Source organism: Aequorivita flava (assembly GCF_038742595.1).
In the GTDB taxonomy this organism is placed as follows: domain Bacteria; phylum Bacteroidota; class Bacteroidia; order Flavobacteriales; family Flavobacteriaceae; genus Aequorivita; species Aequorivita marisscotiae.
Genome location: NZ_JBANCF010000003.1, coordinates 406,104 through 431,290 on the forward strand (window position 1 = coordinate 406,104; position 25,187 = coordinate 431,290).

Genomic DNA, 25,187 nt, shown 5'->3' on the forward strand with positions numbered 1-25,187 from the left:
TAAAAGTATTTTAACTGTGAACGAAATAGTAAATCGCGTAGCGAATAGCAAATTGGCAACCTTTAACCTTGAAGACGTATATCCAAAAGGTGAACGAATTGCTTTTGATATTTCACAATGGTTGTTGGAAGGTATCGTACTTCGAGAAAGTGATTTCAGGGATAGGGCTAATAATTACGATTGGTCGCAATATCAGGACAAATACGTAGCGCTATATTGCAGTACAGATGCCATAGTTCCCGGATGGGCGTATTTACTTTTATCACTTCATTTAGCTCCTTTTGCTGCTAAAGTTACTGTTGGAAGCTTGGAAGAATTGGAAAGCATTCTTTTTGCGGAACTGCTTCAAAATTTAGATGTTTCAGAATACACAGACAAACCCGTAATTATTAAAGGTTGCGCCCACAAACCCATTCCGCAGAATGCGTATGTACTTTTGGCCCAAAAACTTCAGCCTGTGGCAAAAAGCATTATGTACGGCGAGGCCTGTTCTTCGGTACCACTTTATAAAAGAAGATAGATTAATTTTCGTATTTGTGCCAACTCCTATAAAAGCTTAGTATTTTTGCAGAAACAATATATCATAAATTAAGATGAAAAAAATTTTACTTCTGGCAGTTCTTTTTGCTGCACCATTGGCATTGCTTGCCCAACAAGAAGCTCCGAAAGATACAGTGCCAAATGGCTGGACACGTGCGGGGAACATTTCGCTATTATTTAATCAAGCAGCTTTTAATGCGGAATGGACTGGTGGCGGAACTTCTAATTATTCTGGAAACCTTTCATTAACGTACGATTTCAATTATAAGCACGACAAACTTAGCTGGAACAACCGATTAATTGGCGAATACGGAATCACTAAAAACAAAGACGACAAATACTCCCGAAAAACCAACGATCGCTTGGAGTTGAACTCTATTTTAGGGCAACAGGTTAAAGAAAGCAATTGGTATTATTCATTGTTTTTTAACTTTAAAACGCAATTCGCAAAAGGGTATGAATTTAACAGCGATCTTAGTCCAGAAGACGAAGGGTACCGCACCGAAACCACACACATTTTATCACCCGCCTATATTCAGTTTGGCCCTGGTATGCTTTGGAAAAAAAGTGACAATCTGTTCGTAAACATATCTCCTGCAACAGTTAAATTCATCCTTGTTGATAAAGATTTTACAACCGTGGATGAATCGGTTCCTGGCGCTTTGGATGCTTACAATGCAAATAAATATTTTGGTGTAGATGCTAATGAAAGCAGCCGCTTCGAGTTTGGAGCTTCTGTTTCGGCGTACGCCAAATTTAATATTATGGCTAATATTTCCGCAGAAAATATTTTAAACCTCTATTCAAATTATCTTGAAGATCCTCAAAATGTAGATGTAGATTATACATTTAATCTTGTAATGAAGGTGAATAAATATATTTCGACTAATGTAACTTTGCAAGCCATTTATGACGATAATGCGGTACAAGGTTTCCAAATACGTGAAACTTTGGGCGTTGGATTGTCTTACGGATTTTAGAAATTAAACATTATACAAAAATAAAAAGCTCCCTTATTTAAAATTGGGAGCTTTTTTTACGTCTCTATAAAAAAAAGCTATTATTCTTCCTCTGAGTATTCGTTGTAAAGAAAATTATTATACGGAAAGCGCGTGGTATGAATTTCTTTCACCTTTTCATAAACCAATTTTCGAAATTGGCTGAAATTTTCTTTATTCAATGCCGAAATAAAGATAGCGTCCCCATTTAGTTTGGCCATCCAGGTTTGTTTCCATTCTTCTAAAGTGTAATGCGCTTTGGTCTTTTCGGTTATTAGATCGTCTTCTTCAATTTCTTCGGGATTGTAAACATCAATTTTATTGAAAACCATGATTGTGGGTTTATCTGCGCTTTCAATTTCTTCTAAAATTTTATCTACAGAATCTATATGATGTTCAAAAGAAGGATGACTAATATCAACTATGTGCAATAGCAAATCTGCTTCGCGCACTTCGTCCAACGTGCTTTTAAACGACTCTACTAATTGGGTAGGTAATTTTCTGATAAAACCAACCGTATCTGTAAGCAAAAATGGCAGATTGCCAATTACCACTTTTCGCACTGTAGTATCTAGCGTTGCAAAAAGTTTATTTTCGGCAAAAACATCACTTTTGCTAAGGACGTTCATTAATGTGGACTTTCCCACATTTGTATAGCCTACCAATGCCACTCGAACCAGCGAACCACGATTGCCGCGCTGTACGTCCATTTGGCGATCAATTTTTTTCAATTTTTCCTTTAATAAGGCTATTCTATCGCGAACAATACGTCTGTCTGTTTCAATTTCTGTTTCACCGGGGCCGCGCATTCCAATACCACCGCGTTGGCGTTCTAAGTGAGTCCACATACCAGCTAGCCGCGGTAATAAATACTGGTATTGAGCAAGTTCTACTTGGGTGCGGGCATAGCTCGTTTGCGCGCGTTGGGCGAATATATCGAGAATTAAATTTGTACGATCAATAATTTTACATTGAAGAATTTTTTCAATATTCTTTTGCTGGGCTGGTGAAAGCTCGTCGTCAAAAATAGCGACACTTATATCGTTTTCATCTACAAAATTTTTCACCTCCTCTAATTTTCCGGTACCTATAAAGGTTTTGGGATTGGGTACATCTATTTTTTGGGTGAAGCGTTTTAAAACTTCACCACCCGCGGTATAAGCCAGAAATTCTAGTTCGTCGAGGTATTCTTCAGATTTTACTTCGTCCTGAAATTTTGTAATCAGACCAATTAAAACTGTTTTTTCATATGAAATATCTACTTGCTCTATCATAAAAATAATTATGGCACAAATGTACAAAACAGATAGCAAGAGTAATTTGTAGTTTACAAGCAATTAACATCATTTTGCTAATCCGTAGTATAACTTTAAAAAAAAGATGTGTAAATCACGGAAATTAAGGTGAATTAGCATAGCATTGAGAAAAAGTGTGATGGAAGGCTAAGTAAATTCCATTTTTCAAGGATTTTAATTTTGAATTTTATTATATTTCGCTGTTAAAAAAAAGTTAACGGATAAAACCATATTAATTACTCATCTAAACTTATGAATAAAAAATTACTCCTCTATTCAAAAAGTTGTAAGCATTTATTGAAAAACAGCTTTAAACCACACTCCTTTCTACTCTTTTCATTTTTATTTATTTCTGTCTCAGCATTTGCGCAAGGTCCTGGTTGCCCTAATGTTTATGCGGGAGAAGATGTTGAGCTAGACTGCGGCGAACCATGTACAGATCTTACGGCAAGTTATTTAGACACTGGAGAGACCACTAGTTACCAAGTGACTTCAATACCGTATGACCCTCCATTCCCATTTACAGGCGGAACACCGGTTTCTGTAAATACAGACGATGTTTGGTCTCCGGCCATCCAACTACCCTTTGATTTTTGTTTTTTTGGACAAACATATACTCAAATGGTAATTGGCTCTAACGCCGTAATCTCTTTCGATTTGGCGAGCAATTCACCCGGCAGTTATTGCAGTTGGTCTTTTGACGAATCTATACCGGATCCTAACTTATTTTTTACAGCCATTTTTGGGCCGTATATGGATGTAGACCCATCTGTTGGTGGCTCAGGCCAAATAAATTGGGCTGTATTTGGCGATGCACCTTGTAGAACAATGGTGGTTAATTTTCCTGGCATTCCTTACTTCGGATCTGCTTGTACAGGTCTTGAACTAACATCTCAAGTTGTAATATATGAAACTACAAATGTGGTAGAAGTTTATATTCAGGATAGACCAGATGGTTGTTCCTGGAATGACGGAAATGCAGTAGTGGGAATCCAAAACCAAAACGGAACCCAAGGGTATACCCCGCCGGGAAGAAACACCGGCGACTGGTTAGCAACAGATGAAGCATGGCGATTTACGCCAAATGGAGCATCAAATGTGGTGTTTTCTTGGTTAGATTCAAGTGGAACCGTTATTGGTACAGACCGTACAATAAATGTGTGCCCAACAGATCCTACAACTACCTATACCGCACAAGCTGTTTACACAAATTGTAATGGCGATATTATTACTGAAACTGATGAGGTAGTAGTTACCACTGCCTCCGGAAACATTACTTTAGAGTTGGGCCCAGATTTAAGCTTCTGCGATACACCTTCTTACGAAATAATTCCAGAAATAACAGGAGACACCACAGGAGCTACATATTTATGGAGCCCTGGAGGCGAGACCACACCAACTATTACGGTAACGACTTCCGGGACTTACACCCTCGAAATAACCAAAGGCTCCTGCGTAGTAACAGATAGTGTAAACATTCTTTTTCTTTCCAGTCCTAACTGTACTATAGAACCTATTTGTGAAGGTGTAGACTTTGAAGAAAATTTTGGTACAGGCACTGGTAGAGTCTCTACACCTTATACTAATTATACCTTCAACGGAACTACTCAAGTAGATGATGGCGAGTACACGATTTCAAATACTTCTGCAGGATTAAATACAGGATGGTTTCCAGATATGGAAGATCATACTGAAGGTGATGTAGATGGAAGAATGCTTTTTGTAAATGCTTCATTTGATCCCGATGAGTTTTACAGAAGAACCATAACTTTAAACCAAAACATTGAATACACGTTTAACGCATGGATTACAACTGTTTACGATACAGATACTGGTATTTGTAGTGGCTCTGGAATTCCTTCAAACGTTATTTTTAGAATAGAAGACCCTTCAGGCAATCTAATAGCCGAAACAAATACAGGTGATATTCCAAATGGTCCTGAGCCTAACTGGCAAGAATTTGCCATTGTATTTAATACGGGTAACAATACAGATGTGCAGCTCGTACTTATTAATAACTCTATTGGTGGCTGCGGAAATGATTTAGCTATTGACGATATTACGCTGAGTCTTCAAAACCTACAACCGGAAATAGTTACCCCGCCAGACTTGAGTGCGTGTGATGAAAATGGCGATGAAACGGAAGTATTTAATTTGGAAGATCAAATAAGCATTATTTTAAATGGCCAAGACCCTGCACTTTTTAATACTTCATTTCATCTATCACAGTTTGAATCTGAAGCGAACCAAAACGCAATTACAAACCCATCTGCTTATACCAATGTTTCTAACCCAGAAACTATATATGTTAGAGTTGAAAAAGCCAACGAACCTACATGTTTTAGCACGGTTTCATTCCAACTAATTGTAAATCCCATTTTTGATCTGTCAGGAAATCTGCCATCAGAAGTGCAACTTTGTGTTGGAGACGATTTTCCAGTTCTAGATGCCACTCCTTCAGATCCTGGTATTGATCTAACTTTAGTGACTTATGAATGGACTGATGAAAATGGAAACACAGTATCTACAGATGCTACTTATACGCCAACAGATGCTGGCACATACAATGTTACTGTTAGCTATCCTCCGTGTAGTGAACAAACGTTTGTAATAAACGTAATAGTGAACGAACCTCCAGTGCTTGATTTAGGTTCAGACCAAGTTTTATGTAACGGTTCTTCTTTTGAAATAGTTCCAGTAATTACAGGAAATACCTCAGGAATTACGTATCTCTGGAGTACTGGCGAAACAACACCCACTATTACCGTTAGCGAAAGCGGAACCTACACGTTAGAGATAACTGTGGGTCCTTGCGTGGTATCTGATAGTATTGATATTATTATTTCAGATCCAGTTATGGTAAACTTAGGTGATGATTTCTCAACCTGTTTTGAATCGGATACTATTCTTACTGCCCAAGTAGATGGCGACCCACAAAATGCAACTTACGAGTGGTATTTAGACGGAATCTTACTTGCTGGAGAAAATAACCAAACCTTATCCATATCGCAAGCAGGAGAATACACTGTCGTAGTAACGGTAGGGAGCTGTAGTGGCGAAGATTCAATAGTTGTAAGTATTCGGGACGATTTGGAGGTTGCGCTTGGTGCAAATTTCCAAACGTGCCCTAATCAACCAGAAACGTTAACGGCAACTACTTCGGAAGAAGGTGCAACCTTTCAATGGTATTTAAACGGTACCTTATTAGCTAATGAAACAAACAGTACTTTAAATTTTAGTATTGAAGCGGGAACGATGGGAACTCAAACCTATTCCGTTGTAATTACAGTTGGAGGATGTTCTGGCGAAGATTCAATAGACATCACTTTATATGATGTAGGCCAATGCGTTATTTCTGAAGGGTTATCTCCAAATGGCGACGGTTATAACGACACCTTAGATTTAACTTTCTTAAATGATAGAACAGGTATCAGTAAACTGCAAATCTTTAATAGATTGGGCGCTCTTGTTTTTGAACAGAACAATTACATAAACCAATGGAGCGGCCAAACCCAAGACGGGAACGACTTACCTTCCGGAACATATTTTTACGTAATTGATCTTGCTGGTAACGATGCTGTTTACGGTCCGCAAGCAACGGGCTGGATTTATCTTAACCAAGAAGCTAACTAAAACCCATAAATACTTTTTAACTATCAAATAGATAAAAATGAAAAAACATATATATATCCTTATTGTATTGATGGCGGTGATGCTCTTTCAAGAAACACAAGCGCAGCAAGACCCTCAATACACCCAATACATGTACAATATGAACGTTGTAAACCCTGCTTATGCTGGGTCAAAGGAAAGCCTTTCCCTCACAGCGTTATACCGAAACCAATGGTCCGGGATGGACGATAACCCCGTTACCTTTACATTTTCGGCGCATAAGCCAATTAGCGACAAAATAGGTCTGGGGCTTTCTGCCATTAAAGACGAATTAGGCCCCGTGAGCGAAACAAATGTTTACGCAGATTTCTCGTACACCCTGCAAGTAGCAAGTACGGTAAAACTGGCTTTGGGATTAAAAGCGGGTGCATCATTTCACGAAGTTGGTCTTTCAACTTTAGAGCTGCAAGACCCGAATGATCCATTTTTTAGCCAAGACATTAAAAACACCTATCCCAATATTGGAGCCGGAGCATTTCTGTATGGCGATAATTTTTATGTAGGTTTATCTGTTCCAAATATGCTGAAATCTGTTCACTTAGACGAAAACGGAATTAAATACGGTTCAGAAACTAACCACTATTTTGCAACTGCGGGATACGTTTTTCAGGTTTCAGAAAACTTTAAGTTGAAACCTTCAGTGATGGTTAAATCTGCTTTTGATGCACCAGTTTCTTACGACGGAAACTTAAACGCACTATTTTATGATAAGTTTGAACTTGGAGCATCGTACAGATTGGACGATTCATTCAGTGGCTTGGTTGGGTTTCAAATTAATCCCAATATACGCATTGGATATGCTTATGACCACGTAACTTCAGACCTTAAAACCGTTGGTCCAGCATCGCACGAAGTGGTGCTAACCTTCGATCTGTACTTTAAGCCACGTGTTTTACGTTCCCCAAGATTCTTCTAATAACTATAAAAAATTCATTTAAGATGAACAAAATATATACAATATTTTTACTCCTAGCGGTAAGTACTTCCATGGTGACCGCTCAAAATAGTAAAACGAAAAAAGCCGATCAATATTACGATCGTTTACAATATGTAGACGCTGCAGAGGCTTATGGAAAACTACTTAAAAAAGGCGAGGGAAGTACCTACGTTTTCGAACGATTGGGGAATAGCTATTTTTATATTAACGATACAAAAAAGGCTGAAACCTACTACAAAAGAGTAGTAAAAAGAAAAGATGTAGATTCTGAAACGGTTTATAATTATGCCCAAGCCCTAAAATCAAATGGTAAGTTTGGCGATTATAACACCTATATGAAGCAATTTGCTCAAATGAAACCAAACGATTCGCGCGCTATTGCTTTTATGAAAAATCCAGATTATCTTCCTAAAATTGTCGATGAAAACAGCCAAAAATACGAAGCAAAAAATCTGGAGGCGTTAAACTCAGAATATTCAGATTTTGGTGGGTTAACCATTGAAAAGGATTTCTATTTTACATCTGCCAGAAATACAACTCGCAAAAAGTATGGATGGAACGAAGAGCCCTTTTTAGATATTTACAAAGCTTCTATTGTTGGCGATGTTGAAAAAAATGAAGTTCTGCTCAAAGGCGATGTAAACACAAAATATCACGAAAGCACCGCAGCCATTACCCCAGATGGCAAACGCATGTATTTTGACAGAAACGATTATTACAATGGAAAATACAAGAAGAGCGAGGCGGGCATAAGCGAATTAAATATTTATTACGCCGAAAATGTAAATGGGGAATGGAAAGATATACAACCTGTACCTTTTAACGATAAACAATACTCTACCAGTCACCCTGCGTTGAGCCCAGATGGCAACACCCTGTACTTTACTAGCGATCGTCCCGGCGGAAAAGGCCAGGCAGACCTTTATAAAGTGTCTATCGCTGCCGATGGAACTTTTGGAACACCCGTAAATTTAGGCGATAACATAAACACCGAAGGCAGAGAAGGTTTTCCTTTTGTGGATTCAAACGGTACCCTGTATTTTGCCAGTGATGGGCATTTAGGAATGGGTGGCTTAGATGTTTTTGCTGCAGAAGCTAATGGAAATAACTTTGGCGAAGTTAAAAACCTCGGACTTGGCGTTAATTCTAGCGATGATGATTTTGCGTATTCGTACAATCCAGCTACAGACGAAGGTTATGTATCTTCAAACAGAGCTGGCGGAATGGGAAGCGATGATATTTACAAAATTAAAAAGTTAGAAATTTGCGACGTAATTCTCAATGTTTTGGTAGTAGATGCTACCACCAACGAACCAATTTCCGGGGCCCAATTAGATTTGTTTGACAATCTTGAAAATAAATTAAAAAGCGAAACTACCAGTAATAACGGGACTTCAAAAATTACAGCAGCTTGCGATCAAGCACACGTGGTGCAAGCCTTTAAAGAAGGTTACGAAAGCAATGCCGAGACCGTGGCCTCTTCAAAAGAAGGAGAAAAAAATATACGCATAGCACTTCGTCCAATTGACGATATTGTTGAAGGCGAAATGGTTAAATTGAATCCAATTCTATTTGATTTTGACAAGCACAACATAAAGCCCCAAGCAGCATTCGAGTTGGATAAATTAGTGCAATTAATGAAGAAGCATCCTGAAATGGTTATTAAAGTTGAAGGCCACACAGATAACAGAGGCACCGACGCTTACAATATGAATCTATCTGATAGACGAGCAAAAAACACGGTGCAATATGTAATTTCGAAAGGAATTTCAAAAGACCGAATTAGCGGTGAAGGTTTTGGCGAAAGCAGACCTGCGGTAAATTGTGGTGAAAACTGCACCGAGGCACAACACCAGCAAAACCGACGTTCAGATTTTATAGTTGTAAAGAAATAAATTTTTAACTGGTAACCAACCAGAAAATGACCCTCGCTTATTTGAGCAATCAAATACAGTGAGGGTTTTTTCTTTATAATTTCAACTTAAAATACGTTGCAGGAAGACCAAAGTATTCGCCGTTATAATCAAATTGAAATCCTTGATTGCTCAAAATTTTTTGCGACGCGATATTTACCGGATCAATAATAGCTATTAATGTACTAATCTTTTCAACTTCTCTTCCCCGATTAGTTAGTGTTTCGGCTATTTCGTTGCCGAAACCTTTACCCCAATATTGGGGCATAAGCACGTATCCAATTTCGGCCTCACCTTCTGCTGTCAGTACTAACTTTGAATGCCCCATGAAGGCTTCATCTTTTGCACATATAACTTTAAAATGACCTATTTCTGGAGATTCAAGGTTTATCTTCAACATTTTGTCGAAACGATCTTTGGCCTCCTCTTTTGATAACGCATACCCTGTTATCATTTTCATTACCTCGGCATTGCTTACCAATTTAAGATAATCGTCAAAATCGCCTTCGGAATACTGGCGAAATAGCATTCGTTTAGAATTCATATTTGCTATTGTTTTGGTAAAAATAAATCTATTAATTTATTTTATACCGAAAATAAAATTTTTGGTTTTAGCCAGTAATTTCAAAATAGATAATTAACACAATTTATTCCACTACCGAAATCGTGTCAATTTGATAGGTAGTAGAAACTCCGTTTGACGCACCCAAATATTGAAAAGCCAAATACACAACTTGGCCAGCATACGAGGAAAGATCAATGTTGCCCGAAGGTGTAAATTCGGAACCGTATCCACTTGTATGGCCGCTGGAAATTTCAACGTTTAAATCGGTCCAAGTAGCTGCCGAAATATCACTCTCAAAATCTGTAGAGATTTTTACAAATAAGCCGTCGCCGTTGTAAAAGCCGTCATTAGTTTCAAAAGTTAATGTAGGCGAGGTATCCGTTGGTAAAATTAATCCGGGGGTGATGAGCCAAACTTCACAAGGGTTTTCATTTGAGTTATAAGCCGAAACTTGCACATACTTACTTGAATTGAATTCTTCTACATTAAATAAAACATCGCCATCATTGATATTTTTATTAATCCACCCTTCAATATTTACAGGAACATCTGCAGGCTGATTTTCAAAATTCTCATTAAATGGCAACATTACAGCACCACCGGTACCGCCACCCATACTGCAGCGTTCACCATCCATTTGCACATCGTCCAAATCGCGAATAAATAGTTGTGCATCATTATTAAATCTACTTAAAACTGCCGTTAAACTACCATTACCTTCGGGTAATAGTATTCCTTTAAAATCTGCAAATCCACTTGTGCGCAGCGCAATTAATTCGCTTTCGCAATTTTCTACATCGCGATTTACTCCATAGGTATTATCCGGATTTGCGTAATGTGCTACCCCCGCGAGGCCATCGGGAAATTGAACATCTTCAAACTTTACCAGTGTATTTAAAAGTGCGGCATTGTTATCATTATCTGCCGCTTCCGATATTGTTACTATTTGTGGAATAAGCGAATCTGTTTCGGTTGAACGAAGCATTCGTTCTTCAAAATCTTCGATATTAATTCGTCCTATTTCATCTTCATCAAGCGTGCCAATTGTGGGCAAATCGGCATACTGACCAATATATAACCCGTCTACGCGAAAATAGATTTTTCGACCCGGTTCAAATTTAGTGTACAAATTAGTTGCATCTGTTGAAATGGCCACCCCGGCAGTAGGATTTTCGGGAAAGTCTTGAATTACCAAAGTTTTGTAAAAATTACCAGTTTCATCGCTAGACACCACATAAGCTTTAATATATAATGGTCTATTTGAACCTTCTCCGGCTTCAATTATTTTGGGTTCGTACCCTCTGTAACGCTCTTTAATTGATATTATATTTTCATTCACCACTACATTGGGCTCTTCAACATTTACATCGGGAATTTTATAATCGTCGTCCTGCACGCAAGCAGCCGCAATGGCACAAATTAAAAGTAGTAGGGAAACGAGCTGTTTTATATTTTTAAAATTTTTCATTGTAGTACTATTTAATGTCGTTATACCTTAAATTAAAATCGAACATAGAAGTTTATATAATACGTAGTTCCGTAGCCATACCAGTATTTGGGACCGAATACACGTGTAGCATTTGCGGTATCTTCTAAAAGTGTTCGGTAGTTTGCACTTCTTCCTTGTTCAAAACCCCCGGTTTTATATTTTTGGTCTAAAATGTTGCTAATACTGGCAAAGAAGCCGAGATAATAGCCCTTAATCTTCCACGATTTTCCGCCTATTACATTTACCAAAATATATTCGTCAAACTTTTCTTGCCTTAAAAGTTCTCTTGCAATTTCTGGGTTGTAATCGTTGAAAGGAATTCCGTCGGTATCTAGATAAAAATTCGCTGTTCTGGTAAGTGGCGATACATCAATATATGCATTGGAGAAATAATTTGTGGTTGCGCCAAGGAACCAAAAATCTGGATCGCGATATTCAAAACCAATTTGATAGGCTTGCTGCGGTCCGCCCGCAATTTTGTAATTTTTTAAAGTTGATTCTCCATAGTTTACAGCACCATTGGGTACATCTGTAAAATCATCGGAGGTTAAATAAAGGTTCGGATTGTTGTTATATATATACTGTCCGTAGGCCGCGGCACCTTTAATTTTAAAAGTTGGAATTAGTTGTGCTTCAATACCGAATTCGCCCCCGATATTTTTTTTATCTATATCTGTTAATACTTCTTGTACAAAAGCAGTGGAAGCACTTCTTCCCAGTACCGAAATGCCATCTGCATAATAAAACGATATTTCGGAAGCATCCTGCTTTAAGCTATAATATCCCGTTAAACGCGCCTTTACAATGGGCGAACGGAAAATATAGCTGCCATCAATATGTATATTTAATTCTTCAGATAGTCCTACCACAGTAGCATTGTTCTGGCGAGCGTTTGAAAAAGAATTGCGAAGGGTTGGCGCATTGGTAAAATACGCACCGTTCGTCTTTAAAATATGTCTTCCCGAAATATTATAGGTGGCCCCCGCCTTTACACCATAAGTTGTAAAATTCAATTTCTCACTTTTCCCAAAAGAATTTTCTGGAAAACTTCCATTGCGATAAAGACCGTTTCTTTGATAACCCGTAATACCAAATTTTCCGGCTACGTAAAAGTTTATTTTAGAATAGTTAAACTGCCCTTGTAAAAACGCATCGTAATCTGTGGCATCAAATTCAAAATTATATTTCATTTTATCGCCTTCACCTATAACGCGATTGGGATTGTTTAAATCGTTTTGCGAAGCATCGCCCGTGTTAAAGGTATCTACATCCAAATATCCGTTTCCACCGAGCAGATCGAGCATATTGGCGAAGTTTTGGGAGTTTAAATTCCGAAAATTTATAGCTGCCGTTAGTGTGAGCTTATCATTTAATTTCGAGTTTAATATTGTATTTGCAGAAAGCTGGGTATCATCGTTTCTATCTTCGTATAAATAATATCGCGCTGTGCCGCCGTAAAAAATATTGGTTTCGTAAATGTTCCTCCAATCTAATTGCCCATCTTCTACAAATTTTGAATATGCCTGGTACGCTCCTTCATAATTTGGCCCAGTTGGATCTGCCAAAAAATAACTCGGCATTTTTTGATAGTAGCTCGGATCTGGATTGGGAGCGTTGTCGTAACCCAAGCGGCTGTTTCCAATCTTTCCAAATTGATACCCGATATTAGTATTGAGCCTAGTTTTTTCTGAAATATCCCAAAAATGATTAAGCATAATAATAGGTTCTATCACTTCTTTTATCCGTGAATTGCGAATTTCACCCTCCTGTAATCCCCAGTAAGCATTGTATTGAGTGTCTTTAAGGTCATAAACTTCTTGGGTGTTTGGTGAAGATTTACCCCTTCTATTTGGGGTATAAAAGGCTGTTAGGTTTAAGCTGTTCGTCTCGTTGAATCTTCTCTCTAATGAAACAAATATTGAATTGGCATCGTACAAGGTTCCTTCATTAAACCCTTCATTTGCAAAACGTCTTGCCAACAATATGGAGTAAGCCCAACCACTTGGAAGCAATCCGCTGTTATAAGAGCCCATAACCCTACCCCGATAACTTCTGTTGCTGGTGGCATACGAAATGCGCCCTCCTTTTCGATATTGGGAAGCTCGCATAATTATATTTGTTGTACCTGCGAGATCGCCGAACGTATATTCATTTGCCGAAATACCCATTGAGAACATTTGGTTGCGTTGCGCATCATTTAATCCTCCCCAATTGGACCATTGTGGTCTTCCGTTGTATATTTTGTTCATTTCCAATCCGTTAATTAGCACTTTGCCATCGCTGGAATCGTAGCCTCGTGGCCGAAAGAATGTTGTACTAAAATCGTAAGCCGCAGCGTTTAAAAAAACGTCTTTGGTAGCCTGTAACAAGCCAGAAATATTGTAGGATGTACCCTCATCTTCATCCAATTCGGCGTCCGATAGACTAATTATACCAATTTGTGCTTCAATTGCAGATAGGTCTAACGCCAATAAAATTGAATTTAAAACTACGGGTGTGTTTTCTTGAATTTTTATAGGAATTCGCAAGGTTGTGTATCCAGCTTTTGTTACTACAAGAATCTGTTCGCCTTTAGGGAGGTCTGGCTGCGAAAATGAAAATATTCCTTCGGCATTAGTAGTTGTTGCATAAGCTGTATTTAATATAGCAATATTTACATCCGGTAAAGGTTCGCTGGAATTTGTATCTACAACGCTACCTGTAATCACTGCGTTTTGAGCAAACGAAGAAAAGCCACTCAAAATAAATAGAACCCCTATAAAAATGAAACATTTCATCTTTTAGTACAAACTTTAAAGGGGAGTTTTATCGGGAAGTAACTTAAATTAAGCGCATAAAATTAACAAAAAAGTAATTTTTTATCAAATTTTTTAGTTAACTTTTTTGATTATTTTCTTTTTTAAGCAATTATGAAACATTTTAGTTTGCCTTTATTTTTTTGTTTCTTTTATATTTCTATTTCGTTTTCCCAAACTGAAAAAACGTATAAAATAAATACCATAGCATTTTACAATCTCGAAAATTTATTCGATTTTGAAGACGACCCCATAACTTTTGACGATGACCGAACCCCAGAAGGGAAAGATCATTGGACCCAAGAAATATATCGCGCAAAATTGGGAAATATGGCAAAGGTTATTTCAGAAATAGGGAAGGATATTACTGGCACCTCCCCTGCGTTAATTGGTGTTAGCGAAATAGAAAACCGCCGCGTCCTTGAAGATTTGCTTAACCAAAAGCCATTGGTTAAAAAAGATTACGGCATTGTACATTTTGATAGCCCCGATCGTCGCGGAATAGATGTGGCATTATTGTATCAAAAAAGGCTTTTTACTCCCACCAATTACAAAGCATACGAACTAGTAATATATAACGATCAGGAAAGTAGCGAACGTATTTATACTCGAGACCAGCTATTGGTAAGCGGTATGCTGGATGGCGAAAAAATACATATAATTGTAAACCACTGGCCCTCGCGACGTGGTGGAGAAGCGCGAAGTAAGCCTAAACGAATAAAAGCGGCCGAGCTAAACATGAAAATATTAGATTCGTTATTCAGCGAAGATCCGTATGCAAAAATCATCACGATGGGCGATTTAAACGACGACCCAACAAGCCCAAGTGTTAAAGAGGTGCTCAAAGCCAAGCGTGACCGCAGCAATATGCATATTAAAGAGCTATACAACCCCATGGAGGAAATGCACAAAAAAGGATTGGGCACCTTAGCGTATCGCGACAGTTGGAATTTATTTGATCAAATTATCATTTCGACAGAATTGACGAAAAGAGATTTTTCGAGCTATCGTTTTTACAAGGCCGGTATCTTCAATAAAAATTACCTAATAACGCCCCGAGGACAGTATAGAGGTTATCCTTTCCGAAGTTTTGTAAATGGTTACACCGGTGGCTATAGCGACCATTTTCCCGTTTATATTTATTTGATAAAGGTGAAAAGTGCGGATAAATAGAATGTAATTGCAGAAATTTAATTTCAGTTGAAATAAAAGTTTGAAGAAAGTTAATCCTAAAAAAATCAATTTTCAATAAAACGGCCTTAGATAAAACTGGAATTATACCTGAGAACCACCATAGAATTGCATGAAAACTACAGTACAAATATACCCAATACTGGGTATTTAGATCATTCTATAAATGTTATATATTTGATTATGAAATATTTACTAATTATCTTATTGCATTCCACAATGATAGTATGTTCTCAATCAGGGAATATTTTTCAAATTGGAGATACAAATAATTATGCCGCAGCGGTTAAATCAGATAGGTTCAATTATCATGTTGCTAGACAAGAAAGTCAAAATTGGTGTTGGGCAGCTTGCATACAAATGGTATTAGATTACCAAGGTTTAGAGGTTGGCCAATGTGAAATAGTCAACAACGCTTTTGGCCAAGGTTGTATAGATAGACCTGCAGACTGCTATACAATTCAAAACGCAGCTGCTGGTTGGAGAGTAAATGGTTATCCAATAAAGGCCTATATGGAGCATAATCCTACAGCTCATAGTATTATTAATGATTTAGCATATAAATACCCTCTAATTGTAGGTTTAAATATTCCTAATCAAAATATTGGTCACGCCTATGTTTTAACTGCTGTATTCTTTCAATATGACAATTATAACAGAAAAATTCCATATAAAGTAGTATTACGAGATCCTTGGCCGAGTAATCCTTCACGTTTAGAACTCGATTGGTCTGATTTTATAGGACGTATTAATTGTTTAACCCATATAACTTTTTAAGTATGAAAAATTTATATTTATTATTCTGTCTTTTATTCTTTTTTCTACAGAAAACTGAAGCACAAATTTATTCACCGCAACTAGCTGGTTATAACGGAATAGTTATATTGACCTACCCGAACGGATATTTTCAAGGCAACGTAGTGAATGGCGTGGCGCAGGGGGAAGGGCTATATTATTATTATCATGATGGTTCAATTCTTAAAGGTAATTATCACGGTGGATTTCTCTCGGGTGAAGCAGTATTTGTAACACAGTATGGATATATTAATAGCTGCTGGTCTAATGGTATTTATGTTGGCAATTCTTGTCAAAATAATGTTCAAACGTTCAATAATGCGTATGTTCAAAATACTTTGAATCAAGTAAATAATAACAGGCACACTAATGATGAAATTGCAAGAAGAAGTACTTCGCCCGAAGGTTATAAAATAAACAAAATTGATCCCAATACTCAAATGGGAAGAACCTTGTTAGGCGGAATAGGCGGCAATTAAGAGCATCTTAATATTGCTTAAGTCACTTTAATTCAGTTTCTAACATAAACTGTTAGATATCTGATTTCTCAATATCTACAATATTGACTCTAGATTTTTTAAAACCATTGACTCCAAGGAATTCTACTAAGCATTAAAATTAAGGCAATTGTATAAAATATTGCGAGGGTTTTAAACTTACGATGCGACAACAATTTCTTTTTGTGTTTTGAATACCCTATTGTTATAAAAACAACCGTTATCAGCATTACTAATGGGTGCTCTACTGCATACAGTCTAAAAACAGAATCTTTCATAACCACGCCCATTCCGTTGGTCGTAATATTTTGCAATCCCATTGGCGAGATAAAATAAAGAATTAAGCCAATTAGTACTTGAATGTGTGTAACGATTAACGCAAAAAGCGAAATTCTAAAATCTTTAGCTCCATATTCTCGTTTTGAGAACAAACCTGCAAGTGCATTGAATGTTGCAAGCAAAACAATTAGAAGCACTAAATAAGCCCAATACGAATGAAGAAATTGAAAAGTGGTGTACATAGTTTACAATTTTAAATATGCTTCAAATATAAGGTATATAAACAAAAAAAATGCCCCAAAGATATGAGGCATTTTTATTAAATATTTACGTGTGATTTTAGAAATCGTAACGCAAGCTTGCATTCCAAGTTCTTCCGTTTCCGTAATAGTAACCGAATGAGCTTTTCTGGCTTAAGTACATTTCGTTCGTTGCGTTGTAGCAGTTTGCTCTAACTGTAAAGTCATTACCTCCAAAATCAAATTTATAAGTAATCCCCGCATCTAATACACTGTAAGGATTAAGGCGCTCTGCTTGGTAAACTACATTGTTTTGTGATGCCTCAACTACGTCTCTAGCATTTACAAAACCGTAAAGATCTGAATAGATGTTATAATCCGCATCTACAGACAGTCCGCCTACGATATCGTATTTAAAGCCAAAACCAAACGAGGTTTGTGGCGCATTGCCCACTTTTGTTCCCGTTAAGTTTACAGTGCCTTCCTGTAAGAGATTGTTAGTTTGGTCTTCTCTTGTTTCAAAAGGTGTTTCGCCATCATATTTCCAGTTTCCGATACTACCAAATGCACGGAACATAAATGCATTAGAATATCTGTATTTCCCTTCAAATTCAAAACCTTTGTGTACTTGTGTAATATCAGTAAAGCGCTGGTATCTATCAACCTGCTCGATTGGGTTTGAAGATGTTGGATCTCCTTCAATAAAACTACCTCCTAAAAATCTGTTACCCCAACTAGTGTAGTAAGCATTTAAATCTAAGCTGAATCTACCTGCACGAAGTCTGTATCCTGCTTCTAATCCTATAATTTCCTCATTGTCTATTTCATTCTCGCCTTCCAGCATATAGTTTGAATTTCTCACATCTTCAAAAATATTATCAAGGAATGGCTGTCTTGAGTAATAGCCAGCATTTACAAAAATGGTATTATCTGGCATAAAGGTATAACCCATTCCTCCTTTAGCGTTATAACCCATTTTATTCACTTTATCAGATTTTCCAAGACCATTCACACCTTCAATTTCATTACCTGGTGCACGACCTTCTCTTTGGTAGCTTTGTGTAGAAACAGCTCCTTGAAGGAAAGCAGAGAAAGTATCTGTTTTAAATTCTGCTTGTCCGAAACCACCAATATAGTTGATGTTTTCTGAATAATCGTAAGAATAGCGTTGTCCTTCATCTGCCGAATTAAATAAAGCCGCCCATGGGTTTGCTTCAAATGTTTCGCTTAGCACATAATCTTCGCCTCGAACTCCGTCATATCCAAAGTTGTCAGTAAAGCCTTGAAGACCCAATAAATCGTTTAATTGACGATAGTGGTCTCCTTGGTAAAAACGTGTATCGATACCAACATTAAAGGTGAAATTATCGCTTACGGCACTTTCAAGATTGGAAAGAAATCCATACCAGTTGTGATTATTTACAGACATTCTTCTAACAACGGAACCCATACCATAGCTTCCAATACCGTTTTCGGCTCCTGCTATATTGTTTTCTTCAATTGCATCAAAATCAATCTCGCCATTTCTATCTCTTACAATATTTCTTGAACTTCCCAATGGGCCAGTTCCACCTCCACGACCCCAAGAGGCGTAAAGTACAGAAGAAAGGTTGGTCTTTTCGCTAATATTCCAATCCCAGTTTAAGTTTACTATAGGCTTGTGATAGTAGTTTCTTCTAAAAGTATATCTCTCGCCATTGTAAAATCCTGAATTGCTATTGTAGCGCTTACCGTATAGGGCATATGTTTCTAGATCATCATCAAAATTTTGATCGTGCCATTGTGGCGCACCGGTTAACAAAAAGTTGAATGAGTGTGTGTCGTTAGGTACAAATCCAATCCCAATAAAATAGTTTTGTCCTTGGCCGGCAGTACCGTCAGAATATTTTCTGTGTGCTTGCCAGTGGTCTAATAAAAATGAGTATGCCCATTTCCCTTTTAATCCAGAATCGTAACTTATTGTACCTTTAAAGTAGCTGTCATTACCCGTCATAAAACGTGCAAAACCACCTTCTTTTCTACCTGCTGCGCGCGATATAATGTTCACCGTACCACCTACCGAAGAAATAGCAAGTTTAGAAGAACCTAAACCACGCTGAATCTGAATAGCGTTTGCAACGTCGCTCATACCAGACCAGTTAGACCAGTACATTTTACCATCTTCCATTCCATTTATTGGCTGTCCGTTTAATAAGAAAGCTGTATTTGTTTGGTCAAAACCACGCAAAAACATTTCAGAATCTCCGAAACCTCCAGCTTGGTTTGCAACATACACACTGGGTGTGCTTTTTACAGCTTCAGGAAATTCTACGTTACCCACAGCCTTTGCCTGAATTTCGGCTCTAGTAATGGTTGACACAGCAATAGGAGTCTGGCGATCTTTCGCCAAATCTATAAGTCCTCTACCTACAATTACCACTTCTTCGAGTGCATCGGCATCGACGGTAATTTTTACGTTGCCAAGCGCGGTAGTTGCGCCCACAGTTTTAAAAGGAACCGTTTCAACGGTATAACCTATGTAAGATATAGTAAGTGTACCCGATTTAGCAGATGTTTCTAAAGTGAAATTTCCATCAAAATCAGTAATGGCGCCGTTTGCGGTACCAGTCTCAACCACATTGGCACCTGCCAACGGATCGTTAGATTCAGAATCGATTACCGTTCCAGTAACCGTTGTTTGTGAAAAAGCGGCAAAACCGCCAAGTAAAAAAACAACAAGTAATAGTTTTTTCATGAATTTAAATTTTAGGTTTAAAAATTTCGGCAAAAATACAATCTTAAATAGTTTCTAGCCAATAAAAGCCATTAAGAAATTATTAAGAATATTCTTTCTGAATAAAGATAAAATTTAAATCCAAACTGTCTGAAAATTGGATAGTTAGTTAATAACAAGGTTATCAACATGGGTGATTTCTGAAAAAATTAAAACACAATGCAATCTAATTTTTCTTTCATAGGAAGAAGATTTGCAAAATATTGTTCGTGCAATTCTTTAGGAAGTGGTTGCGAAAAGGGTGTATCTTCTTTAAAAGGATCTACTTCTTTTCCATTCTTCCAAAAGCGATAACACACGTGCGGCCCGCTGGTATTTCCGGTCATTCCAATCCAACCAATTACATCGCCTTGGCTTACGTATTGGCCTACCTTTACATTCCGAGCTTTCATATGTAGATACTGTGTTTCGTAGGTTCCGTTGTGTCTTATTTTTACATAATTACCATTACCCCCTCTTCTTTCAGATTTTGTTACAACGCCATCTGCAGTGGCCAAAATTGGTGTTCCTATTGCAGCCGCAAAATCGGTTCCTCGATGCGGCCGTAGTTTAAACCCGTAATATTTTATGCGTCGTTTTAGATTAAAACGGGAAGATATTCTGCTGAATTTAACAGGCGATTTTAAAAACGCCCGCTTTAAATTATTGGCGTTTTCATCATAATAACCCGATAATTTTTCTTTTGAATCGGAAGCGAATTTAAATGCGTATAGCGGCTTGCCCCGATGCTCAAAATAGGCAGCTTTTATTTCTTGCAGCCCACCCGGAATAGTATCATCAATAAATTTCTCGGTGTACACAACCTTAAAGCGATCGCCTGGTTGTAGTTTAAAGAAGTTGATGGTCCAAGCATAAATGTTTGCTAACTCATCCGTCATATACGGACTTAAATTCTGCTCTTCCATGGTTGCCGAAAGTGAACTCGTTATTACACCCGAAGCTTCTCTTTCTTCATAACGTACTGGTTTTTGACTGTTATAAATAGATAATGCATCTCTAAAATCTACCACCGCAAAATCTACTTTATTGGTTTCGTAAATAAAAACCTGGGTTTTATTTAGGGAGTCTTTAGAATTTAAAAGTACGTATGGTTTGCCAATACCTATTTTCCGAACGTCGAAGCTATCGCGAAATTTGGTTGCAACTTCCATAATTTTATCTTGCGATACGCCATTTGCGAAAAGAATATCGCCAAAGGTATCGCCTTTACGAATGGTATCGCGAATTACATTAAAATCATTGAGAATATAGCCGTATTGTTCAATAGTTGGTTCTGCTTCGACTACATTGGTATCGGCAATTTCATTTTTAGATTTTTCGCAAGCGGTAGTTAATAAGGTTAGTGCAAATACGGCTAAAATTAATTTTTTCAAGGTTGGGGAATTTTCAATATTATTTATTCTTAATCTGCAATTATTTTAAAGGAGTGCTGTAATCCTTTAAATTCGGTTAACGTTGCTTTTAGGGAACCTACGGCCAAATCTGCTTTTACCAGTAGTGGAATTTTGTTTTTATCATCACTAATCCAGACCGTTAGACTTTCTTTTTCTTTAAAAACGCGACCAGATTGTACGTAAGGTCTAAATATAAGCGTTCGCACGCGCCCAAAATTAGTGTCTAAAATTTCTTTTCCAAGGAATTTCAGTCGGAATTTGTAATTTTCTTTGTCAAAAAACATATTCATTTCTATAACGTCGCCTGCTTTTATGTTTTCGGTGTTTAATTGGTTGCGCAAATAGTAAAAAGCCGAAATCATATCTTGTGTGTCCTTTGGAAACGACAAGACTGAGGTTTCATTGTTTTTTTTATCGTTTACCGTGGCTTTTTTTGTGGTGTGGTTAAAATCTATTTCAATATCTTTAGTGTAACCACCTTCGTCTATTTTTCGAATAAACCGGTACGGAATATCTTTTTCTTTGTCGATGTAAGATTGATAGTCGTCTTCTACTTTAAAAAACCATTTGGAAATACCTACCGTTTCGCCAAAACCGCGTACGTGGTAAACATCTTTTCCTTTTATTGAAGCATTTTTTACATTTAGGGTAGCATAACCCGCGGTTACAAAACCATAGTGAACGCGGAATTTAAAATACTCGCCATTGCCATAAGCTCTTTCCTGTGCAGATACGGAAACAAAAGCGCTAAAAATAAGTATAACCGCGAACAGCTTTTTCATAGAGTACGACTTAGGGGTTTTTAATGAATTTAAGATTTACAACTACCATTCCAAAAAAATAAAACCCCACCTTCAATAAGACGATGGGGTTCTTATAAAGTTACACTATTACAGTGTGCCTCGTTGTGCTTGTTCTCGTTCTATAGATTCAAAAAGTGCCTTAAAGTTTCCTGCTCCAAACCCTTTAGCTCCCATGCGCTGTATTATTTCAAAAAATAAGGTTGGTCTGTCTTCCAAAGGTTTGGTGAATATCTGTAGCAAGTAACCATCTTCATCGGCATCAATCATTATAGAGAGTTTTTTTAACTCGTTGATGTCTTCCTTCATCATATTCATATGGTCGCCCAATCTACGGGGAATATCGTCGTAATACGCTTGCGGCGGTGGCGGTAAAAATTCTATACCGCGTTCCTTTAATTGGCTAACGGTTTTTATAATATCATCTGTTGCCACGGCAAGATGCTGTACGCCCGAATCTTCATAAAAATCTAAATATTCTTCTATTTGCGATTTTTTAATTCCTTTAGCCGGTTCGTTTATAGGAAATTTGATGCGGCCATTGCCATTGCTCATCACTTTACTCATCAACGCCGAATATTCTGTATGGATTTGCTTATCGTCAAACGAAAGGAAATTTACAAAACCCATAACATCTTCATACCACTTAACCCATTTGTTCATTTGGCCCCAACCTACATTACCAACCATGTGGTCTATATATTTTAGGCCCGTTGGGGTCGGGTTGTAATCGCTTTTCCATTCACGGAAACCTGGTAAAAATTTACCCTTGTAGTTTTTGCGTTCTACAAACATATGCACCGTTTCGCCATAGGTGTAAATGCCGCTTCGCACTACTTCGCCGTGCTCGTCTTTTTCAACGGTGGGTTCCATGTAGGGTTTTGCGCCGCGTTTGGTTGTTTCTTCAAAAGCACTTGTAGCGTCATCTACCCAAAGGGCTATAACTTTTACGCCGTCGCCGTGTTTAACTATGTGGTCGTTTATGGGCGATTTACTGTTTAACGGAGTGGTAAGCACAAGTTTTATTTTATCTTGTTTTAGCACATAGCTTACAGAATCGCGCGATCCAGTTTCCAAACCTTTATAGGCGTAGGACTGAAAGCCAAACGCAGTTTTATAAAAATGCGCAGATTGTTTTGCATTGCCAACGTAAAACTCTACGTAATCAGTGCCCAATAATGGCAGAAAGTCTTCTGCTCCTTCAAAAATTTTCTCCAGTCCGTAATCAACCGATTTTACTTCTTTGCTCATAATTTAATTTTATAAAAATCTTATTCCTATTATTATTTTAGAAGATTCTCAATAAGAATATCTTCATCCAGTTCTTCCAGTGAACACCCTCGCCATCTCCAATAAACCGCCAGTTATTTAATTCACTTTCTGTCGCATTTCTAAGTTTTGGAAACCATTCCAAAGGGATTAACAATTCCCTGCCACCTTCAAAAACTATTTTCATTTTATAATCTTCGAAACTTATACTAACCGCATTAGTCGATTTAATTATTGAAATACTCATTCCATTTATTTTTAATTAAGCCACTATTTTCATCCACTAAACTACGAATTTCCCTAATCTCGGAGGCATTGAATTTTCTCGATTTGATTAAGAAAGTTGGAAAAATTTCAAATTTAGCTGTTTTATTGTCTTTCTCTATATGGATATGTATCGGCAAATGTTGGTTACTATAAAAGAAAAAACGATAACCCTTTTTGAAAAAAAATTGGAGGCATGGATTTTTGTGTTAGTTCATAACTGCCAACTGTAACCGCTTACTTTTTACTCTTTTTCAAGCCAACTCTGGTAATACGTGCCATCGGAAAGTTTCAAACCATCTTCGGTTACCTGTAATGGTTTAAAAGTATCTACCATAACGGCCAGTTCTTCTGTTTCTGTTTTACCAATGCTTCTTTCCGCAGCCCCCGGGTGTGGACCGTGTACGATACCGGCAGGGTGCAGCGTTATCTGTCCTGCTTCAATATCGTTCCTGCTCATAAAATCGCCATCTACATAATATAACACCTCATCGCTATCAATATTGCTGTGGTTGTACGGCGCCGGAATACTATCTGGATGATAGTCGTATAGCCTAGGCACAAAACTGCATACTACCATGGCATCAGTTTCAAAAGTTTGGTGCACTGGAGGCGGTTGATGAATACGCCCGGTAATGGGTTCAAAATCGTGGATTGAAAAAGCGTACGGAAAGTTGTACCCATCGTATCCTACAACATCAAAAGGATGTGTGGCGTAAACCATCTCAAAAATATCGTCTTGCTTTTTCACTTTTACTAAAAACTCCCCTTTTTCGTCGTGATGTTCAAGTTCCTGTGGTTTGCGTATGTCGCGTTCGCAAAAAGGTGAATGTTCCAAAAGCTGCCCAAACCAGTTTCTGTAACGTTTTGGGGTGTAAATTGGGCGTCGCGATTCAACGATAAAAAGTCGGTTGTCTTCCGTATCAAAATCTATTTTGTAAATAATTCCGCGGGGGACCAACAAATAATCGCCGTATTTAAAATCGAGGTTGCCTAAAAAGGTTCGCAATTTTCCGCTGCCTTTGTGGATAAAAATCAATTCATCAGCATCGGTATTTTTATAAAAATAATCCTTTTGCGATTCTTGCGGCGCAGCAAGTATAATGCTACAATCACTATTGGTAAGCACCGTTTTTCGGCTGCTGAGATAATCCTTTTCAGGCTTTACATTAAAACCTTTTAGCCGAAGCGATTCCATATTATTGGCGCGTGCAATCTTCGGGGCAACCTTGTATTGTTTTACTATTTCCTTTACTTGCGTAGGGCGATATTCGTGATAAATATTGCTGTACATACCGTCGAAACCAACGGTTCCGAAAAGTTGTTCTGAATAAAGGCTTCCGTCTGGTTTACGGAATTGCGTATGGCGTTTGGGCGGTATTTTGCCCAGTTTGTGATAGAAAGGCATCTTTTTAAGTTAATGGGTTATTGAGTTATTGTGTTCATTAATTTATCGCAAAATATAGATTTGTGACTTAAGTT

General features: G+C 37.7%; 20 protein-coding genes. 8 read left to right on the forward strand and 12 right to left on the reverse strand.

Annotated elements, in window-relative coordinates; genetic code table 11:
- Window positions 1-16: 16 nt before the first annotated feature.
- Both VZD24_RS06710 and VZD24_RS06715 read left to right on the forward strand, forming a co-directional pair.
- On the forward strand, window positions 17-520 hold the full coding sequence (locus VZD24_RS06710) for a DUF2480 family protein (protein WP_279449403.1): 504 nt from the start codon (window positions 17-19) through the stop codon (window positions 518-520).
- 73 nt (window positions 521-593) lie between these two features.
- Window positions 594-1,520, forward strand: coding sequence for a DUF3078 domain-containing protein (locus tag VZD24_RS06715; RefSeq protein ID WP_342686993.1), 927 nt, complete (start codon window positions 594-596; stop codon window positions 1,518-1,520).
- Between the two features lie 80 nt (window positions 1,521-1,600).
- Here the strand turns inward: VZD24_RS06715 and hflX are convergent, their stop codons facing one another.
- Window positions 1,601-2,812 (reverse strand): GTPase HflX, encoded by a 1,212-nt coding sequence (gene hflX / locus VZD24_RS06720; RefSeq protein WP_279449405.1) that lies wholly within the window; start codon window positions 2,810-2,812, stop codon window positions 1,601-1,603.
- Window positions 2,813-3,085: 273 nt separating this feature from the next.
- On the opposite strand from hflX, the gene VZD24_RS06725 reads away from it, so the two are divergent.
- From VZD24_RS06725 to VZD24_RS06735, 3 genes are read left to right on the forward strand one after another with little or no spacing between them, the layout of a single operon-like run.
- Window positions 3,086-6,466 carry an NIDO-like domain-containing protein gene (locus tag VZD24_RS06725; protein ID WP_342688776.1) on the forward strand — a complete coding sequence of 1,127 codons (3,381 nt, stop codon included), beginning with the start codon at window positions 3,086-3,088 and terminating at the stop codon, window positions 6,464-6,466.
- Between the two features lie 37 nt (window positions 6,467-6,503).
- Entirely contained in the window at window positions 6,504-7,421 is a 918-nt protein-coding gene (locus VZD24_RS06730; protein ID WP_279449407.1) for a PorP/SprF family type IX secretion system membrane protein, read from the forward strand.
- Window positions 7,422-7,444: 23 nt separating this feature from the next.
- Window positions 7,445-9,337, forward strand: a complete 1,893-nt coding sequence (locus tag VZD24_RS06735; RefSeq protein ID WP_342686991.1) for an OmpA family protein — start codon at window positions 7,445-7,447, stop codon at window positions 9,335-9,337.
- Window positions 9,338-9,410: 73 nt separating this feature from the next.
- Here VZD24_RS06735 and VZD24_RS06740 read toward each other — a convergent pair whose 3' ends face one another.
- The 3 genes from VZD24_RS06740 to VZD24_RS06750 form a co-directional block, all read right to left on the reverse strand.
- Window positions 9,411-9,899: a GNAT family N-acetyltransferase gene (locus tag VZD24_RS06740; protein WP_342686990.1), complete on the reverse strand. Its 489-nt coding sequence runs from the start codon at window positions 9,897-9,899 to the stop codon at window positions 9,411-9,413.
- 103 nt (window positions 9,900-10,002) lie between these two features.
- Window positions 10,003-11,388 carry a DUF5689 domain-containing protein gene (locus VZD24_RS06745; protein WP_342686989.1) on the reverse strand — a complete coding sequence of 462 codons (1,386 nt, stop codon included), beginning with the start codon at window positions 11,386-11,388 and terminating at the stop codon, window positions 10,003-10,005.
- Window positions 11,389-11,420: 32 nt separating this feature from the next.
- On the reverse strand, window positions 11,421-14,186 hold the full coding sequence (locus tag VZD24_RS06750) for a carboxypeptidase-like regulatory domain-containing protein (protein ID WP_342686988.1): 2,766 nt from the start codon (window positions 14,184-14,186) through the stop codon (window positions 11,421-11,423).
- Between the two features lie 132 nt (window positions 14,187-14,318).
- On the opposite strand from VZD24_RS06750, the gene VZD24_RS06755 reads away from it, so the two are divergent.
- From VZD24_RS06755 to VZD24_RS06765, 3 genes are all read left to right on the forward strand, one after another.
- The gene (locus VZD24_RS06755) at window positions 14,319-15,377 is read left to right on the forward strand and encodes an endonuclease/exonuclease/phosphatase family protein (RefSeq protein WP_342686987.1); all 1,059 of its coding nucleotides are present in this window, start codon (window positions 14,319-14,321) and stop codon (window positions 15,375-15,377) included.
- Between the two features lie 201 nt (window positions 15,378-15,578).
- The gene (locus tag VZD24_RS06760) at window positions 15,579-16,172 is read left to right on the forward strand and encodes a C39 family peptidase (protein WP_342686986.1); all 594 of its coding nucleotides are present in this window, start codon (window positions 15,579-15,581) and stop codon (window positions 16,170-16,172) included.
- A 2-nt stretch (window positions 16,173-16,174) separates the two neighbouring features.
- Complete coding sequence (locus VZD24_RS06765) at window positions 16,175-16,669, forward strand: hypothetical protein (protein WP_342686985.1); 495 nt, start codon at window positions 16,175-16,177, stop codon at window positions 16,667-16,669.
- Between the two features lie 98 nt (window positions 16,670-16,767).
- On the opposite strand, the gene VZD24_RS06770 is transcribed toward VZD24_RS06765, so the two are convergent.
- The 8 genes from VZD24_RS06770 to VZD24_RS06800 all read right to left on the reverse strand — a co-directional run bounded on the left by VZD24_RS06770 (window position 16,768) and on the right by VZD24_RS06800 (window position 25,113).
- Window positions 16,768-17,208, reverse strand: coding sequence for a hypothetical protein (locus tag VZD24_RS06770; protein ID WP_279449416.1), 441 nt, complete (start codon window positions 17,206-17,208; stop codon window positions 16,768-16,770).
- Between the two features lie 97 nt (window positions 17,209-17,305).
- Window positions 17,306-19,939: a TonB-dependent receptor gene (locus VZD24_RS06775; protein ID WP_279449417.1), complete on the reverse strand. Its 2,634-nt coding sequence runs from the start codon at window positions 19,937-19,939 to the stop codon at window positions 17,306-17,308.
- Between the two features lie 188 nt (window positions 19,940-20,127).
- Window positions 20,128-21,351 (reverse strand): M23 family metallopeptidase, encoded by a 1,224-nt coding sequence (locus VZD24_RS06780; RefSeq protein ID WP_342686984.1) that lies wholly within the window; start codon window positions 21,349-21,351, stop codon window positions 20,128-20,130.
- A gap of 29 nt (window positions 21,352-21,380) precedes the next feature.
- Window positions 21,381-22,154, reverse strand: coding sequence for a DUF3108 domain-containing protein (locus VZD24_RS06785; protein ID WP_342686983.1), 774 nt, complete (start codon window positions 22,152-22,154; stop codon window positions 21,381-21,383).
- A gap of 108 nt (window positions 22,155-22,262) precedes the next feature.
- Window positions 22,263-23,423 carry a 4-hydroxyphenylpyruvate dioxygenase gene (gene hppD, locus VZD24_RS06790; protein WP_342686982.1) on the reverse strand — a complete coding sequence of 387 codons (1,161 nt, stop codon included), beginning with the start codon at window positions 23,421-23,423 and terminating at the stop codon, window positions 22,263-22,265.
- Window positions 23,424-23,460: 37 nt separating this feature from the next.
- Complete coding sequence (locus VZD24_RS06795; RefSeq protein WP_342686981.1) at window positions 23,461-23,688, reverse strand: DUF2442 domain-containing protein; 228 nt, start codon at window positions 23,686-23,688, stop codon at window positions 23,461-23,463.
- Window positions 23,669-23,845: a DUF4160 domain-containing protein gene (locus VZD24_RS15240; RefSeq protein WP_373693811.1), complete on the reverse strand. Its 177-nt coding sequence runs from the start codon at window positions 23,843-23,845 to the stop codon at window positions 23,669-23,671. The genes VZD24_RS06795 and VZD24_RS15240 overlap by 20 nt, the downstream gene beginning before the upstream one ends.
- Before the next feature lie 104 nt (window positions 23,846-23,949).
- Window positions 23,950-25,113: a homogentisate 1,2-dioxygenase gene (locus VZD24_RS06800; RefSeq protein ID WP_342686980.1), complete on the reverse strand. Its 1,164-nt coding sequence runs from the start codon at window positions 25,111-25,113 to the stop codon at window positions 23,950-23,952.
- Window positions 25,114-25,187: the final 74 nt, after the last annotated feature.